The sequence below is a fragment of the Streptomyces sp. CB02959 genome, from assembly GCF_002803155.1.
Lineage (GTDB): Bacteria > Actinomycetota > Actinomycetes > Streptomycetales > Streptomycetaceae > Streptomyces.
Genome location: NZ_NNBP01000028.1, coordinates 19,148 through 35,597, shown reverse-complemented (window position 1 = coordinate 35,597; position 16,450 = coordinate 19,148). Strand labels below are relative to the sequence as shown.

Genomic DNA, 16,450 nt, shown 5'->3' with positions numbered 1-16,450 from the left:
TGGCGGGTGTCGCCGGTGTGGCCGGTGTGGCCGGTGTGTGTGGCGGGTGTGGAGCGGTCACGTGTCGTGGAGCGTGGCCTGTGTGGTGCGGATGTCCAGGAGGCAGCCCTGGCCCGCCTTGAGCTCGACGTCGATCCGTACGGTGCGGACCTGCCCGCCGAGGAGGAAGTCGGCGGTGCCGCCGTGGCGGACGGTCGTCGGCTGGGCCGTGCTGCCGGAGCCGAGCAGGGTGAGGTCGGCGGAGGAGCCGGGGCGGCAGGTCGGGCCGGCGGTGTCGTTGTCGTTGATGGCCAGGGTGAGGCGGAGGGCGTTGCGGGACTCCTCGGGGGTGGCGACGTCCAGGCTCAGGGTGAAGTGGGTGCCGTTGGACAGGGCGCGCTTCACCGGCGGGGTGATCTGCCCCGTGACGTCGATCTCGCCGTGGGTGACGACGTTCCGGAAGGCCAGGTAGCCGCCGACGGTGGCCAGGACGGAGACCAGGGAGAGCGCGGCGACGATGCGGGCGTCGGCGGGGCGCTGGACGAGGACGCGGCCGGTTGCGGTGCCGAGGGAGACGGCGGCCAGGATGCCCCACAGGACGTACTGGGAGGCCGGGCCGTCCGGCCAGGTGCTGCCCGAGACGATCAGGGCGGCGCAGGTCAGGAGCAGCGGCAGCCAGCGGGCGCTGGGGTGCTGCAGGACCCAGCGGATGATGACGTTCCGGATGCTGCCGGCGGCGATCGCGTGGTCACCGGTGGCGGTGGTGTCGTGGTGGATGTGCTCGGGGTCCGGCCGCGGCGGTCTGCGGGGGGTCATTCGTTGCCCTGGGGGCGTGGGGTGCCTCCCATGTTGATGGTGCCGTGGATCTCCCCGGCGGCGAGGGAGTGGTCGCCGGTGGCGGTGACGTGGTGGTGGACGGTCCGCGGGCCGGTGGAGGCGGCGAGCCGGGTGACGTGGTCGCGGAAGCCGGCGGCGTCGCGGTCGCCTGCGGGGGAGTCCAGCCAGGTGGCGAGGGCGTCGGCGAGCAGTCGGCGGTCGTCGGCGTCGAGGGTGGCCAGCAGTGCGTCCAGGGCGTCGGCGCGGTCGGTGTCGAGGCGCGGCGCGGTGGTGTCGTCGTCGCCGAGGGTGGTGGTGTGGTCGCGGCGGTGCAGCAGGCGGCGGAAGAAGCCCTCGCCGGCGGTCACGGTGTGTTCGGCGAGCCGGTCCTGGGCGGCGGTGAGGACGGAGGTGCCCAGGCTGTTGGCAGCTAAGGCCAGATATGGGGCTATTTCGGCGGATACGGTCGCAAGGTCGGACATCTGGGTTCTCCGTGCTCGAAGCCATGGGTGAGCGAGGTGTCAACGCAACGCCCTTATGGGAAAGGCGTGTTACCCAAGCGAGGGCTGATCCACACTCGTGCCATTGGGTGGTTTTCGGGGTGGCGAGAGTGGAGGGGGCGGGTGGATTTCGGCCGCGTCGCGGGACGGATGGCGGCGCCGTGGTCAAGGAGCGCTTAGGCTGGGTATTGGACTAGACCTGTTGGGGGCGGGGGTCGGGACGACGGGCCGCGGCAAGCGCGTGCGGCGTCGCCCCGGCCGCCCGCCCCAAGGGCTCTGGCCGCGTCGGTCGTCATCGGAAGGTTGGGTCGTATGAATCAGCGCGCGCTCCTGGAGGTGATCGCGCTCGGTCCCGAGGATGCGGTCGCCGCGCAGGCCGGCGGTGCCGACCGTCTGGAACTGGTCGCGGACATGGCGGCGGACGGGCTGACACCGCCGCGCGCCACGTTCGCCGCGATCCGCGCCGCCGTCGGCATTCCGCTGCGGGTCATGCTGCGCGCCGCCGACGGCTTCGCGGCGGGCGACGTGGACGCGCTGTGCGCGGAGGCGGCGGCGCTGCGGGCGGAGGGGGCCGAGGAGTTCGTCCTGGGGTTCCTGATGCCGGACGGACGGCCGGACCTGGTGGCGGTGAAGGCGTTGGCCGAGGTGATCGACGGCTGCCGGTGGACGTTCCACCGGGCCGTCGACCGGGCCGTCGACCGGGATGCGCTCCGCAAGGAGCTGGCAGGCTCGGCCGGGCTCGACACCTACCTGAGCGCCGGTTCCGCGGACGGCGTCGACGCGGGGCTGGCGGTGCTGATTGCCGAGCAGGCGCGCACCGCGGCGGGCGAGCCCGGGTACGCGCCGCGGATCCTGGTGGGCGGCGGGCTCCGGCTGGACCACCTGCCGGAGCTGCGGGCGGCCGGGCTCGACGCGTTCCACATCGGCGGCGCGGCCCGCCCCGGAGGATGGGCCGCGCCGGTGGACGCGGCCGCCGTGCGGGAGTGGCGGGCGGCGCTGGACGCGCCGGTGGCTTCCACGGCCTGAGGGCACGTCAAGTCGTAGGAGGTGCCGGGCCGTTCGCGGGCGTCGGCCACCCGGTCGGCGACCTCTCGACGGCCGGGTGGCCGACCGGCCTGGCGGTCCGTCGGGCGGTCGACCGGCCAACCACCGCCCAACCGGCCGAAAACGGTCAGACCTCCCATTGTTAGGATTTACGGGAATCGGCAAGAGGGAGTGAATTCCAACGGCTTGGGGGGATTCGCTCTCTCCTGGCGCCCTCCGGCCCGCACGACCCATCGCCTGGAGGGCAGATGACCCATCCCGTCATATCCCGGCGGCCTTGGACGCCGGGCCGCTCCGCGCGTTCGCGACGCCTGCTGACCGGAGCCGTCGCGCTGACCCTCGCGGTCACCGCCGGCCCGCTCGTCGCGCCCGCCGTCGCCGCCACCCCGGCCGCCGCCGGGGCCACGGCCGCCCCCGCGCAGCAGCTGAAGATCGCTCCCGGCTCCGAGATCCTGAGTGCGGGACGCACCGGCTTCCTCTCCGTCGCCGCGGACGAGACCGTGTCGTGGACGCGTTACGCGGACGGCGAGACGACCGAACTCGCCCGGGACGACGGCACGTTCACGGACTCCACGATGCACGGCACCGCGTCCGACGTCGTGGCGCTGGGCGACGCGCCGTATCTGCCCAGCTCCAAGAAGATCACGCTGCGCGACATGGCCACGGGGTCGTCCACCGTCATCGACCTCACGCCGTACGGCTACTCGTACGCGGGCGCCGTCGGCACGTCGGTGATCGCGCTGAAGGACTCCGGGAAGACCCGGGAAGCCCACATCCTGGAGAACGTGGGCGGAAAGGTGACCGACCGGGCGGTCACCGGCCTGCGCTTCCCGGCACGGGACATGGCGGCGGTGGCGGGCGAACCGGGCGCGGTCGTGCTGCGGTACGAGCCGGACGACGTCATCGGCTCACTGTTCAGCGAGTACATCGTGGTCGACCTGGCCTCGGCCAAGGTCACGCACCACACGCTGGGCGCCGACTTCTCGCGCGTCGCACTGTCCGGCACCCACGTGGCCGTCATGGGCCACGAGAACAACAACCGCGACGACATGAAGCTGGAAGTGGAGAAGCGCGGCGACAACCAGCAGCGGACGACCCACTCGCCCGGCCGCATGTACGACCCGATGGTGGGCCTGGTCGGCAACTGGGTGCTGTACGGCACCAAGCGCAAGGTCCACGAGGGCTGGGCCAACTTTCCCCAGGGGCTCTACGCGATGCCCGCCGACGGGTACGCCGCCCACAAGGTGATGGACCACGCCACCTCCGTCACGCCCACACCGGACGGCGACCTGCTGGTGATGGGCGGCACGACCGAACACGGCGAAGGTCTCTACCGGGTCTCCGTCGGGGCCTTCGCCGAGCCGGTCGCCAAGCTGATCGCCGGCACCGGCGAGCCCACCAAGGTCACCGTCCTCGACTCCGAGGTCCCGGCCGTGGCCGAGATGGACAAGGGCCGCTGGAAGGCGCGCTGGCGGCTCTCCCGCCCCAACGTCGAGGAGGTGGCCGTCACTCTGCGCCACACCGCCTCCGGCGTCGAGCGCGAGGTCGAGATCCCGATCGACTCCGAGGTGTCGACGTCCGGCAAGCCCACCTGGATCGAGCTCGATTGGGACGGCCTGCTCGGCCCCTCCTACGCCCCCGACCGGGCCGCCCCCAACGGCGACTACACCTGGCGGCTGACCGCCAAGCCCACCAACGGCGTCGGCCCGGACCTGAGCGCGAGCGGCACCTTCAAGGTCGCGCGCAAGCCCGCCCCGCACGACTACACCGACAACGGCTCGCCGGACCTGCTCATCAGGAGCGGCGGCGACCTGACGCGCACCGACACCTACCGCGACCCGGAGAACGGGCGGCTGAAGACCCGCGACGCGGAGAAGGCCGGCTGGGGCTGGGACATCTACAACCAGGTCACGGCCGTCGGCAACGTCGCCGGCGCGGACCACGGCGACGTGGTCGCGCGGGACCGGGACGGGGTGCTGTGGCTGTACCTCGGCAAGGGGGACGGCACCTTCGACGGCCCGGTGCGGATCGGCGCCGGCTGGGGCGACTACACCCGGCTCACCGGCGGCGGCGACGTCGACGGCGACGGCCGCGGCGACCTGCTGGCCCGTGACTCCGCCGGGGTGCTCTGGCTCTACAAGGGCACGGGCAACTGGAAGGCGCCGTTCGCCCCCCGGGTGCGGATCGGCGCCGGCTGGAACATCTACGACCGGATCACCTCGGTCGGCGACGTCGCCGGCGGACCCGCGGGCGACGTGGTCGCGCGGGACAAGAACGGGGTGCTGTGGTCGTACCTCGGCAAGGGGGACGGCACCTTCGACCGCCCGGTGCGGATCGGCGCGGGCTGGGGCGCCTACTCCCAGATGGTCGGCGTCGGTGACGCCGACGCCGACGGCAAGGCCGACCTCGTGGTCACATCGGACGACCAGGTGTACGTCTACCACGGCACCGGCAACTGGAAGGCGCCGTTCGCCCCGCGCGAGCTGACCGGCGTCCACAAGAGCCGGAGCGACGAACTCGCCTGACGGGGGAACGGGTCACCCGGTCACCGGGCGGCCGAGGGACGCGCCCCGCCCGGTGGCCGCCGTCAGTCGGTGCCGAGCTGCTCCGGCAGCTCCGTCGCGTGGACGATCGTCAGACCGGAGACCGGCCGGGTCAGGCACACGTACAGGCGGCGCAGGCCGGTCCGCTCGTCCGGTTCGCCGTCCACGATCGCCGCCGGCTCGTCCAGCACCACGTAGTCGTACTCCAGACCCTTGGCCAGGGTCGCCGGCACCAGCGTCAGCCGGGCCTCGGCCGAGGTCTCCGCACCCGGAGGCAGACAGCCGACACCGGCCTCCTCAAGGGCCGCGCGCAGCACCGGAATGCGGGCATCCGCCGCGATCAGGCCGATCGAGCCCTCCTTGGCCAGCGCGTCACGGCAGGCCGCCAGCACGGCCGCGTCCAGCTCCTCGGACCGCACCGCGCGGATCGCGAAGTCGCCCGCCGACTCGCGGATGGAGGTGGCCTCCTTCAGGTCGGGCGCGATCGCCGGCAGCAGCCGGGACGCGTACGCGATGACCTCGCGCGGCACACGGAAGCCCTGGGTCAGCTCCTCGACGACGGAACCGGGCTTGCCCAGGTGGGCCAGCGCCTGCTGCCAGGTGTCGGTCGCCCACGGGGTGGTGCCCTGCGCGATGTCGCCCAGGATCGTCGCCGAGCCGGTGGTGCAGCGGCGGCCCACCGCCCGGTACTGCATGGGGGAGAGGTCCTGCGCCTCGTCCAGCACCACGTGGCCCAGCGAGTGCGTCCGAGCCACCAGGTCCGTCGCCTCGTCGATCAACACCGCGTCCGCGGACGACCACTTGGCGCTCTTCACGCTGCGCGGCGCCTTCCTGCCCGACCCGGGCAGCGCCCAAAGGATCGTCTTCTGCTCCTCGTCGGTGAGCAGCCCGTCCGCGTGCTCGGCGAGGAAGTCGGCGTCGCTCAGCAGCCGCAGCACCAGCTTCGCCGGATCGACCGGCGGCCAGATCGCCTTGACCGCCGCCTTCACCGCGGCGTTGCGCGCCACCGCGTCCTGCACCCGGTCGTCGGGCGCCTCGCCCGCCTGCTCCATCCGCACCAGGACGGCGTGCGCGATCCGCTGCGGCAGCGCCTCGCGGGCCGCGCCGTACCGGATGTCGCGGTCCCGCAACTCCTGCACGATCTCTTCGAGTTCGTACGCCGGGATGCGCCAGCGGCGGGAGCCGCGGACCACCATGCAGGGCTCCTGCGGCATCGTCACATGCGAGCGCACCGCCCGGCGCAGCACCTCGGCCATCCGCGCGTCGCCCTTGACCATGGCCGCGGCCGCGTCGTCCGCGCCGCGCACCTCCACATGGCCCACCAGGTCGTCGATCGTGGCCTGCTTGACCTCCAACTCCCCCAGGGCGGGCAGCACCTGCTCGATGTACTGGAGGAAGGAGCGGTTCGGGCCGATGACCAGGGTGCCGGAACGGGCCAGCCGCTCCCGGTGGGCGTACAGCAGGTACGCGACCCGGTGCAGGCCCACTGCCGTCTTGCCCGTGCCGGGCGCCCCCTGGACGCAGACCGTGCCGCCGATGCCGGCCCGGACGATCTCGTCCTGCTCGGGCTGGATGGTGGCGACGATGTCCCGCATCGGGCCGACGCGCGGGCGCTCGATCTCCGCCTGGAGGAGGGCGCTGGTGGTCTCGGCCTCGGCCGGGTCGGTGAGGTGCTCGTCCTCGTAGGCGGTCAGCTCGCCGCCCGTGTAACCGAAGCGGCGGCGCAGCTTGAGGTCCATCGGGTCCTTCTTGGAGGCCCGGTAGAACGGCTGGGAGACGGGCGCGCGCCAGTCGATGACCATGGGGTCGCCGTCGGCGTCGTGGACGTGGCGGCGGCCCACGTAGAAGTTCTCGCCGGCGGCACCCTCGGCGAGGTCGACGCCGGGGGCGTGGAGGTAGTCGAGCCGGCCGAAGAAGAGCGGGGTGCCGGAGAGGTCGGCGAGGGCCTTGATGCGGGCGTCGATCTCGCCCTGGAGGACCTCGGCGTTGACCCAGTTCGCGGTGACGTCCGCGATGTTCAGGGCCTCGGCGTCCTCGCGCATGGCGCGGAGGGCGGCCCGGGAGGCCGCGAGGTGCGCGCGCTCCCGCTGGAGCGGGTCGGCGGCGGGGGGCGCTGGCGTTGCGGGGAGCTGGTCGGGTGTCGGGTGGGCGTGCGAGGGCACGGCTTGCCTCCGGTAACGGGTCAATCCTCGGTATGCGGCGCGACGGCGCGACGGCGTGCGACGGCATGATGCGACGGGCCGCCCGGTTTCCGACCGGACGGTGGCGCTCCCCTGAACGGGAGACAGGCAGGCGCGCGATTGTAGCCACCACCTATCCCGGGCGCCAACGGATTTTCCGGTGCCGGGCCGGTGCCGGGCGCGGGGTGCGGGCGCGCGATGCCGTCCTCGGGAGGGGTAACCCTGAGGTCCCTAGACCTCCCGTAGGGGATGGCATGGGCCCAGAGGCTGATGCCGGGGCGTGGAGAGATGGAACCGTGGGGCGATGTGCGCCATTCGCGTGAAAACGATGATGGAGACATGAGCAGCGCGACGATCTCCTCAGCCTCTGTCCACGCCGTCCCCCGACGCTCGGCCAAGGGCGCCACGGCCCTCGGCGCCGACCCGACGACCGACTCGGCGGCCGCCCACGAGCAGCGCCACCTGCTGGGCAACACCGTCCGCGCGGTGAAGGTCTTCGCCGCGGCCGCGTTCAGCGTCGTGGTGATGGGGGAGTACGCCGACGGATGAGGCGAGGCGCACCGCGAGCGCACAGCGAACGCACACCGAGGTCCGCACCACGACAGGACCGGACCTTCACGGGAACGGACTCTCACAGGACCGGACTCTCACAGGACCGGACCCTCACGGGACCGGACTCTCACAGGTCCGAGCGACCACAAGTCAGAACCATCGCAAGTCAGAACCATCGCAAGTCCGAGCACGTACGAGCCCGAGCAAGCACGAGTACCGAGCAAGCACGAGTACCGCACACCCCGCATGCACCGCACGCGCGGACGGCACCGCCGGCGGCCGACGCTGCGCGGTTCGGCCGGATCACGCACCTTTCGTGCGTGTGACAGCCGATTCCGCATGGACATCCGGTTGACCGGAAAGCGTTACGGACGGTCGGTCTCGAACGACTAGCGTCGCCGCAGAGAGCGCGCTCAGGGCGACGAGGAGGGGTCAACAGGTGTCTGCCGCCGACGGGACGGGGACGTGGACGTGGAGACGCACCTGGGCGCAGAGCATCGCCAGCCCCGGCCGGCTGGCGATAGGCGTGCTGCTGCTGGGCCTGTCCTGCGCCGGGCTGTATGCGCTCTCCCTGGCCGTGCAGCTCCCGATGTCCGACATAGAGGTCTACCGCGCCGAGGGCCAGGCCGCCGCGACCGGCGGTGACCTCTACGGCTTCACGGTCACGAAGTGGGCGCTGCCGGCGACGTACCCGCCGTTCGCCGCCCTGCTGTTCGTCCCCACCACCTGGATCTCGCTCACCACCCTCAAGATCACTTGTGTGATGGCCAACGCCGCCCTCCTGGCGCTGCTGATCCACCTCTCCTGCAAGACCGCCGGCCTGCGCCGGGCCGCGTACTCCGCGCCGCTGGTCCTCGGCACCACCGCCCTCGGCCTCTGGCTCGAACCGGTCTTCCAGACCCTGGTCTTCGGGCAGGTCAACCTCGCCCTGACCTGCCTGGTCCTCTGGGACCTCTCGCGTCCGGACGGCGCCCGCCTCAAGGGCTTCGCGACCGGCCTCGCGGCGGGCATCAAGCTCACCCCCGCGATCTTCGCCGTCTACCTGCTGATCACCGGCAGGGTGAAGGCCGCCTTCACCGCCTTCGCCGGATTCGGGGTGTCGGTGCTGCTCGGCGCGCTGGTGCTGCCCGCGGCCAGCCTGGAGTTCTGGACGCGGCGGATGTTCGAGACGCAGCGGGTCGGCAAGGTGTGGATCGTCGACAACCAGTCGCTCCAAGGACTGCTCGCCCGGCTCCTGCACACCACCGAGCCGGGGGCGTGGTGGCTGGCGGCGGCCGCGGTCACCGGCGCGGCCGGACTCTGGATCGCCCGCCGGTGCCACGTCCACCGCGGCCTGGACCACTGGGGCGTCCTGGCCACGGCCGTCACGGCACTGCTGGTCTCGCCGATCAGCTGGTCGCACCACTGGGTCTGGTGCGTGCCCCTGCTGGCCGCGCTGATCGCCCATGCCCGCCGCGACGTCCGGCGCTGGGCGCTGGTGGCCGCCGTCGCGGTCGCCTTCACGGCCCGCTCGATGTGGGCGCTGCACCACAAGGGCACCCTGGCCCTGCACTTCTCCTGGTGGCAGCAGCCGTTGGCCTCCCCCTACCCGGTGCTCGGCCTCGCCCTGCTGGCCGGGCTGGCCTGGTGGACGCGCCCGACGCCCGGCCGCCCCGGCGCCCTCCCGGACACCCGCCGGGTCCCCGCGCCCCGCGCCGGCGGCCGCCGTCCCACCGGGGCCCCGGCGAGCTGACGGCCGTCACTCCAAGGGCGCCGGCGGGCCGACGGCCGCCACTTCCGGCCCCGGCGGGCCGCCGTCCGTGATCACGCCGGAGCGGGGTCGTCCTCCCCGGCCGTGACGTCGTCGACGTCGTCCCGGCCCGCCGTCAGCACCTCGTGCGCGTCCATGATCCGGTACGCGTAGCCCTGTTCGGCCAGGAAGCGCTGGCGGTGGGCGGCGAAGTCCTGGTCGACGGTGTCGCGCGCCACCACCGAGTAGAAGCGGGCCTCGTGACCGTCCGCCTTGGGGCGCAGCACCCGGCCCAGCCGCTGGGCCTCCTCCTGGCGGGAGCCGAAGGTGCCGGACACCTGGATCGCGACGGTGGCCTCCGGCAGGTCGATGGAGAAGTTCGCGACCTTGGACACCACCAGCACCGAGATCTCGCCCTCCCGGAACGCGTCGAAGAGCTTCTCGCGCTGCGCGTTGGACGTCTCGCCCTTGATCACCGGGGCGTCGAGGTGCTCGCCCAACTCGTCCAGCTGGTCGATGTACTGCCCGATGACCAGCGTCTGCTCGCCCGCGTGCCGGCGCACCAGCGCCTCGGTCACCCGCTGCTTGCTGTCCGTGGTGGCGCAGAAGCGGTACTTCTCCTCCGTCTCGGCGGTGGCGTACGCCAACCGCTCCGCGTCGGTCAGGTCCACCCGCACCTCGACGCAGTCCGCCGGCGCGATGTACCCCTGCGCCTCGATCTCCTTCCACGGGGCGTCGAAGCGCTTGGGCCCGATCAGCGAGAAGACGTCCGACTCCCGTCCGTCCTCGCGCACCAGCGTCGCGGTGAGCCCCAGCCGCCGCCGCGCCTGCAGGTCGGCGGTGAACTTGAAGACCGGCGCGGGCAGCAGGTGCACCTCGTCGTAGACGATCAGGCCCCAGTCCCGGGAGTCGAACAGCTCCAGGTGCGGGTAGACGCCCTTCCGCTTGGTCGTCAGCACCTGGTACGTGGCGATGGTGACCGGCCGGATCTCCTTCTTCGTGCCGCTGTACTCGCCGATCTCGTCCTCGGTCAGCGACGTCCGCTTCACCAGCTCGTGCTTCCACTGCCGGGCCGAGACGGTGTTGGTGACGAGGATCAACGTGGTCGCCTTGGCCTGCGCCATCGCCCCCGCGCCGACCAGCGTCTTGCCCGCGCCGCACGGCAGCACCACGACGCCGGAGCCGCCGTGCCAGAAGCCCTCCACGGCCTGCGCCTGGTACGGGCGGAGCGACCAGCCGTCCTCCGCCAGCTCGATCGGATGCGCCTCGCCGTCCACATAGCCGGCCAGGTCCTCGGCGGGCCAGCCCAGCTTCAGCAGCGTCTGCTTGATCTGCCCGCGCTCGGACGGGTGCACCACGACGCTGTCCGGGTCGATCCGCGCGCCGACCAGCGGCTGCACCTTCTTCGAGCGGAGGATCTCCTCCAGCACGGGACGGTCGGTCGTGGACAGCACCAGGCCGTGCGCGGGGTGCTTGGTGAGCGTCAGCCGCCCGTAGCGCGACATGGTCTCGGCGACGTCGACGAGCAGCGCGTGCGGCACCGGGTACCGCGAGTACTGCACCAGCGCGTCCACGACCTGCTCGGCGTCGTGGCCGGCGGCCCGCGCGTTCCACAGCCCGAGCGGGGTCACCCGGTAGGTGTGGATGTGCTCCGGCGCCCGCTCCAGCTCGGCGAACGGCGCGATGGCCCGCCGGCAGGCGTCCGCCAGCTCGTGGTCCACCTCCAGCAGCAGCGTCTTGTCGCTCTGGACGATGAGAGGTCCGTTCACGCGCCTCGCCTTTCGCATTCCGGTGTGAACCGTCGGCCCGGGGCCGCCCGGCGGCCCCGTGTGCCAAACGTCCAGTGTGCCGCATCCCGCCGGGAAGCCGGCCCGGTCGGGTGCCGGGCGTGGCCGGGCCCGTGTCCGGGGTGGAGGGTTCCGTCGCAGGTCAGAGGGTGTCGTCGGCGAGTTCGCTGACGCCGGTGATGCGGTGGAGGGGGTAGGTGCGGACCTCGTCGGAGGTGTGGTCGTAGGCCGTGACGTAGCCGCCCTCGACGCGGACGGGGGCGATCACCCGCTGGCTGGCGGCGCCGTCCGCGTTGACGTAGCCGATCCAGACGGGCGAGCTGGTGAGGACCGCGGCCTGCATGGTGGCCAGGGTCTCGGCGGAGGTGGTGCGGGGCAGCGCGCCCGGGGCCGGGGCGTCGGTGGGCGCGGTGGCGGGTTTGCGTTCGGCGGTGGCGGCCAGGTCGCCGGCGCGGATGGCGCGGACCGCCGCCTCCAGCAGGGTGCGGTCGGGCGGCGGCGGGCCGTCCGGGACCGGGGTCGGGGCCGTCCGGGGCGGGGTGCGGTAGGAGTCGGCGCGGGCCACCAGGACGTCGCCGGCGGCGGATTCGGCGGCCGGGGCGTAGCCCATCGCCCGTAGGCCGTCGAGGAGTTGTTCCGGGGAGGACTGGGTGGCGAGCACGGTCGGGGCCAGCCGGCGCAGGCGCAGTGCGGCGGCGCGGCGGTCGGCGAGGATCTCGGAGAGCAGCGCGTCGTCGTCGCAGCGGACGTAGGCGGTGGCCGCGCCGACCCGCAACTGGCCGTGTTTGCGGGCCACGTCGTCGATGAGGTAGGCGAGCGGCTGAGGGACCGGGGTGCGGGAGTGGGTGGTCAGGAACTCCTGGAGCTCGGCGGCGGACCGGCCGCTGTCCAGGGCGCGGCGCACCGAGGCCGGGGTGAAGCGGTAGACCGTGGCGCCGCCCTTGGACTCGATGTCGGCGAGTACGCCGAGCGCCTCGGCGAGCGGGCGGTGCAGCGGGCCGGGCGCGACGGCGGTCAGGTCGGCCTGGAGCAGGACGTGGTCGAGCGGTTCGGGCAGCAGCGGGGTGAGCAGCGCGGCGGCGCGGGTGGCGGCGGTGGCCGCTTCGGCGGGGGTGAGGGGCGTCGTGGCGGCGCCCGGCACCGTTTCGGCGGCCCGGTCGGCGCCGATCAGGGCGCGGCCGTGGGCGGCGAGGGCGCCCCGGCCCGTCACGCCCAGCAACTCGGCTTCGAGGAGCGTCTCTTGGGCGAGTCGGGAGCGCAGGTCCCCGGTCGGGCCGTCCGGGGCGGCGGCCGGGGACGGGGCCTGGCCCGGCACCTGGGCCGCCGGTGCCGGCGCCGGGGGCTGGGCGGCCGGTGCGGCGGCGCGCAGCGGGCGTTCCCAGCGCAGTCGGGACAGCAGCGCCGACTCCGGTACGGAGGTGCCGGGCGGGAGGGTGGCCAGCAGGGTCAGTACGCGGTGGCGGACCTCGGGGGCCGGGGAGCGGTCCAGGTGCGGGCCGAGGGCGGCCAGCGCGCGGCCCTTGGCGTCGGCGGTGCCGACCACTCCGGGGGTGCGGGTGGCGGGCAGCCAGGCGGCGACCAGGGTCGCCCAGCGCTCGTGGTCGGGCAGTTGGAGCCAGTCCTCGGCGGCCGGGGTGGCGGCGTAGCGCTCGTCGGCCTCGCCGTCGGAGGCGATCAGTCCGGCCGCGTAGGCGAGTTCGAGCCAGAGGGCGGCGAGCTGCTCGGTGGTGTCCAGGGCGGTCGCGGTCCGCTTGAGGTCGCGGACGCTCAGGCCGCCGGCGCGCAGCACGGGCGGGCCGCCGAGGTCCCACTCCTTGAGCAGCTCCTCGACGGTGGCCAGCGCGGTGAACGCCTGGCTCGCGGCGGCGTTGTCCACAAGCTGTGGATCGCGTGCGGTGGCCGGGGCGAGGGCGGGCGGCGCCGGCTCGGGGACGCGGTGGGCGCGCCCGGCGCGCAGGTGCAGCGCGGCCTCCCTGGGCAGCACGACGTTGCGGGCGCCCGCCGGCAGCAGCAGCCCGCGGTCCAGCAGCCACTGCAGGTGCGGGGCCGGCCGGTCGGTGACCGCTCCGTAGGGCGGGCCCCACAGCAGCTTGTCCAGGACGGCCACGGCCTCGGCGGGCGCGGTGTCCAGGAGGGCGGCCGTCCGGGCGCGGTCGGAGAAGAGGGCGGTGAGGGCGGCGACCGCGGACACCGGGTCATGGGTGGCGGGCAGGCCGGCCGCGGCCAGGATGTCCTGGAGCCGGCCCGGCGACATCCCGGAGGCGGCCTCGGCGACGGTCGGGCCCAGACCGGTCGGCGAGGGGCGGGTGGGGCTCGGGGTGAGCAGTTCCCGGGCGGTGCGCACCAGCCGCAGCCGGTCGTCCGGGCCCCACACCAGCGCCTGGGCGCGCAGTGCCGCCACCGCCCCGGGCAGGGCGGCGGCGACCGCCTCGTCCCCGGCGTCCCCGGCCATCAGCGCCGCCAGCGTCCCGTACGGGCAGGGGTCCGGCGCGACCGCCAGCGCCTCGGCGGTCTGGAGGGCGAAGGCGTCCAGCCGCTCCACCGCCCGGACCACCGACGCCCGGGTCCCGGCCCGGGTGGCCAGCTGCGTCAGATCACCCGGCACCGGGTTGAGCAGGTCGGGCCGGGCCCGCAGCAGGCCGGCGAGCCCGCGGTCCGAACGGGTCCTGAGCTCCTCGGCGAGGGTGCGGGGGGTAGCGGTGGTCATTCGTCTTACGTTAGCCGGGCGGGCGGGACGGCGGGAGCAGGCGGCGGGCGCGGACCGGCTGCCCGTCCGCAGGGGTGCGCGCCGTCCCGCGCGTCGTCCCGTGTGCCGTTCCGTGGGCGGGCCGAGGTGGCGGTGCGGGCCCACGGGGTACCGTCGGGGCAGCAACCAGCGGACGCCGCAGGGGATTTCGTGGGGATCGAGAGCGAGCAGCTCGTCTTTGACTATCTGAGCCGGGTGGGCGACCTGGCCCAGCAGCGGGGGCTGCCGTCCGGCACCCGGATGCGGCTGGTGGCCTCGCTGCGGGCCGAGATCGACGCCCGGAAGACCGACCCGAAGGCCGATTCGGTGCCCGGGGTGAAGCGGATGCTGGCCCAGCTGGGGACGCCGGAGGCGGTGGTGAAGGCCGCGGCCGACGGGGCGGGCGGGCCCGCCGCGGAGGGCGCCGGTGGGACCGGTGTCCGGGCGGCCGGGCCGGTGGCCGGGCCCGCGGAACCGGTCCGCCCCGCACCGTGGTCCGGTGCGCGGGAGAAGCTCGGCGGGCTGATCGGCAAGGTCCCCGGGCCGCGCGACGCGGACGCGCCGGACGAGGACGGCCGCCGGCCGGGCTTCCTCAAGAAGCGCGCCGCTCGGCCGGCCGTCCCCGAGGTCCCGTCGGGCGGTGCGCCGCCCCATCTGGCCGGCGCCGACGAACTGGGGGACGGGGAGTCCCCGCCCGACTGGTGGCGGGTGGACGCTGCGCCCTACGGAACGGAGGCCATGCCCTTCGGGACGGAGGCCATGCCCTTCGGGACGGCGGCCGCGCCCCCCGGGGCGGAGGACTCCGTGCCCGGGTTCGTCGGCGGTATCGAGCTGCCGGAGGTCTGGGAGCGGCCGGAGGAGGAGGCCAAGGACGGCGCGGCCAAGGACGCCAAGGGTGTGCCGCCGGCGGAGCGGGGCGGCGGCAAGGGGCGGGGGCGGGTGCTGCCGGCCCTGTTGCGGCGGACCCTCGGGCGGCCGGCCAAGGAGGCCGCGGCCGAACCCGCGGCCGCGGCGGGGGGCTCGGGCGGCGCGGGGGACGGTGCCGCGGGCGGTGCGGAGGGGCCCGCTCCGGTTCCCTTGCGGGCGTGGCTCAGCCCGGTGCCGACGCTGGCCGTGCTGCTGCTGGTGGCCGGTGCGGTGGCCGGCTCCTGGCTGGCGCTGGCCGGCGGCTGGGGGATCGCCTACGTCTCGCGCCGGCTCAGCCGTACGGAGACGAAGTTCGCGGCGCTGGGTGTGCCCGGGATCGTCGTCGGCGGCCTGGTGGTCTGGGTCTGGGGCCGCTACGACGGCCGCTGGGGCGCGCCGATCGCCCCCGGGCACCTGGGGCAGGAGCTGCTCGACGGCCTGCCGGGCGTGGTACGGGTGGCCGCGGTCGCCTCGGCGCTGTTCCTGCTCTGGCGGATGCGGCGGACGGCGCGTTGAGGTGCGGGCGGCGCACCGGAGCGCCGCCCGCGCCGCCTCACTTCTTGGCCAGCCGCTGCTGGATCTCGTCCAGGATCTTGTCGGCCGCGGTGTAGCCGATGCCCTGGATCCACAGCTGGTCGTCGACGCGGAGCGACCTGCCGTTCTTGACGGCCCGGAGGTTCTTCCAGAGGGGGCCGGCGGTGATCTGGGCCTCCTTGGACTTCTCGGGGCTGCCGTAGGTGGAGTAGAAGACCGCGTCGGCGTCGGCCTTGGCGATCTGTTCGGGGCCGACCTCGACCATCAGGCCGTTCTGCGCGCCGTCGACGACCGCGGTGGGGCCGGTGCCGAGGTCGTCGAGGACGGTGCCGATGTAGCTCTGGCAGCCGTAGATGCGGGTGTCGGCGCCCTCGACGAAGCGGACGACGTTGGTGCGCAGGCCGCGGGCCTTGGCGGGGCCGCCGAGGGCCCGGGTGACGCGTTCGGCGTGCGTCCGGTAGGCGGCGACGGCGCGTTCGGCCTCGGGGATCCGGTTCAGCGCGGCGGCGTGGACGGCGAAGTTCTGCTTCCACGGGTAGCCGGTGGTCTCGGTCATGACGGTCGGCGCGATCTTCGTGAGTTCGGCGTAGCGCTGGCCGTCGCGGACCTTGTTGGTGAGGATCAGGTCGGGCTTGAGGGCGGCGACCGCCTCCAGGTTGGGGGTGCCGATCTTGCCGACGTCCTTGATGCCGGCGAGTTTGTCCTTGGGCAGGTAGTCGAGGAAGCCGGAGGCGACGTCGGAGCGGGTGGCGCCGACGGGGGTGACGCCGAGGGTGAGGGCGGAGTCCAGTTCGGCGGTGTCCAGTACGACGACCCGCCGCGGGGCGTCGGGGACGGTCACCTCGCCCATCGCGGTGCGGACCGGGTGGCTGCCGCCGCCCTTGGGGGCCGGCTCGGGCCAGGTGGTGGTGGGCTGCGCGGGGCATTTCGCCGCTTTGAAGGTGCCGTCGGGGCCGGTGGCGGAGGCGCCGGAGTCGCCGCTGCCGCAGGCGGTGAGGAGCAGTGCGCCGGCGGCGACGGCGGCCGCGGCGGCCCGGCCGGTGGCGCGGGACCGGGCCGGGCGGGGGGAGCGGGTCTTCGCCGGGTGGGTGGGGCGGGTCATAACAGCCCTTTCGGCTCGGCGGCGGGGAGGTCGGCGGGGCGGGTGCCCCGGGG

11 protein-coding genes are annotated in these 16,450 nt (G+C 74.2%); 5 read left to right on the top strand and 6 right to left on the bottom strand.

The annotated features are described in order from the left end of the window. Positions 1–57: 57 nt before the first annotated feature. On the bottom strand, positions 58–795 hold the full coding sequence (locus tag CG747_RS35300) for a hypothetical protein (protein WP_100605976.1): 738 nt from the start codon (positions 793–795) through the stop codon (positions 58–60). Continuing rightward, the gene (locus CG747_RS35295; protein ID WP_100605975.1) at positions 792–1,277 is read right to left on the bottom strand and encodes a hypothetical protein; all 486 of its coding nucleotides are present in this window, start codon (positions 1,275–1,277) and stop codon (positions 792–794) included. Before CG747_RS35295 ends, CG747_RS35300 begins: the two co-directional genes overlap by 4 nt. Before the next feature lie 330 nt (positions 1,278–1,607). On the opposite strand from CG747_RS35295, the gene CG747_RS35290 reads away from it, so the two are divergent. Together CG747_RS35290 and CG747_RS35285 are read left to right on the top strand one after the other, a co-directional pair. Further along, on the top strand, positions 1,608–2,321 hold the full coding sequence (locus CG747_RS35290) for a copper homeostasis protein CutC (RefSeq protein WP_100605974.1): 714 nt from the start codon (positions 1,608–1,610) through the stop codon (positions 2,319–2,321). Positions 2,322–2,587: 266 nt separating this feature from the next. Next, complete coding sequence (locus tag CG747_RS35285) at positions 2,588–4,864, top strand: VCBS repeat-containing protein (protein ID WP_100605973.1); 2,277 nt, start codon at positions 2,588–2,590, stop codon at positions 4,862–4,864. A gap of 62 nt (positions 4,865–4,926) precedes the next feature. On the opposite strand, the gene CG747_RS35280 is transcribed toward CG747_RS35285, so the two are convergent. Continuing rightward, positions 4,927–7,044 carry an AAA family ATPase gene (locus CG747_RS35280; RefSeq protein ID WP_100605972.1) on the bottom strand — a complete coding sequence of 706 codons (2,118 nt, stop codon included), beginning with the start codon at positions 7,042–7,044 and terminating at the stop codon, positions 4,927–4,929. Between the two features lie 357 nt (positions 7,045–7,401). On the opposite strand from CG747_RS35280, the gene CG747_RS35275 reads away from it, so the two are divergent. Further along, positions 7,402–7,611, top strand: a complete 210-nt coding sequence (locus tag CG747_RS35275; protein WP_100605971.1) for a hypothetical protein — start codon at positions 7,402–7,404, stop codon at positions 7,609–7,611. Positions 7,612–8,053: 442 nt separating this feature from the next. Further along, positions 8,054–9,346 (top strand): glycosyltransferase 87 family protein, encoded by a 1,293-nt coding sequence (locus tag CG747_RS35270; RefSeq protein WP_100605970.1) that lies wholly within the window; start codon positions 8,054–8,056, stop codon positions 9,344–9,346. Between the two features lie 71 nt (positions 9,347–9,417). Here the strand turns inward: CG747_RS35270 and CG747_RS35265 are convergent, their stop codons facing one another. Both CG747_RS35265 and CG747_RS35260 read right to left on the bottom strand, forming a co-directional pair. Beyond that, positions 9,418–11,112 (bottom strand): DNA repair helicase XPB, encoded by a 1,695-nt coding sequence (locus CG747_RS35265; protein ID WP_100605969.1) that lies wholly within the window; start codon positions 11,110–11,112, stop codon positions 9,418–9,420. 160 nt (positions 11,113–11,272) lie between these two features. Then, positions 11,273–13,837 (bottom strand): helicase C-terminal domain-containing protein, encoded by a 2,565-nt coding sequence (locus tag CG747_RS35260; RefSeq protein ID WP_100605968.1) that lies wholly within the window; start codon positions 13,835–13,837, stop codon positions 11,273–11,275. A gap of 189 nt (positions 13,838–14,026) precedes the next feature. On the opposite strand from CG747_RS35260, the gene CG747_RS35255 reads away from it, so the two are divergent. Beyond that, positions 14,027–15,277 carry a hypothetical protein gene (locus CG747_RS35255; protein ID WP_100605967.1) on the top strand — a complete coding sequence of 417 codons (1,251 nt, stop codon included), beginning with the start codon at positions 14,027–14,029 and terminating at the stop codon, positions 15,275–15,277. A 37-nt stretch (positions 15,278–15,314) separates the two neighbouring features. Here the strand turns inward: CG747_RS35255 and CG747_RS35250 are convergent, their stop codons facing one another. Continuing rightward, complete coding sequence (locus CG747_RS35250) at positions 15,315–16,397, bottom strand: ABC transporter substrate-binding protein (RefSeq protein WP_180985829.1); 1,083 nt, start codon at positions 16,395–16,397, stop codon at positions 15,315–15,317. Positions 16,398–16,450 lie beyond the last annotated feature (53 nt).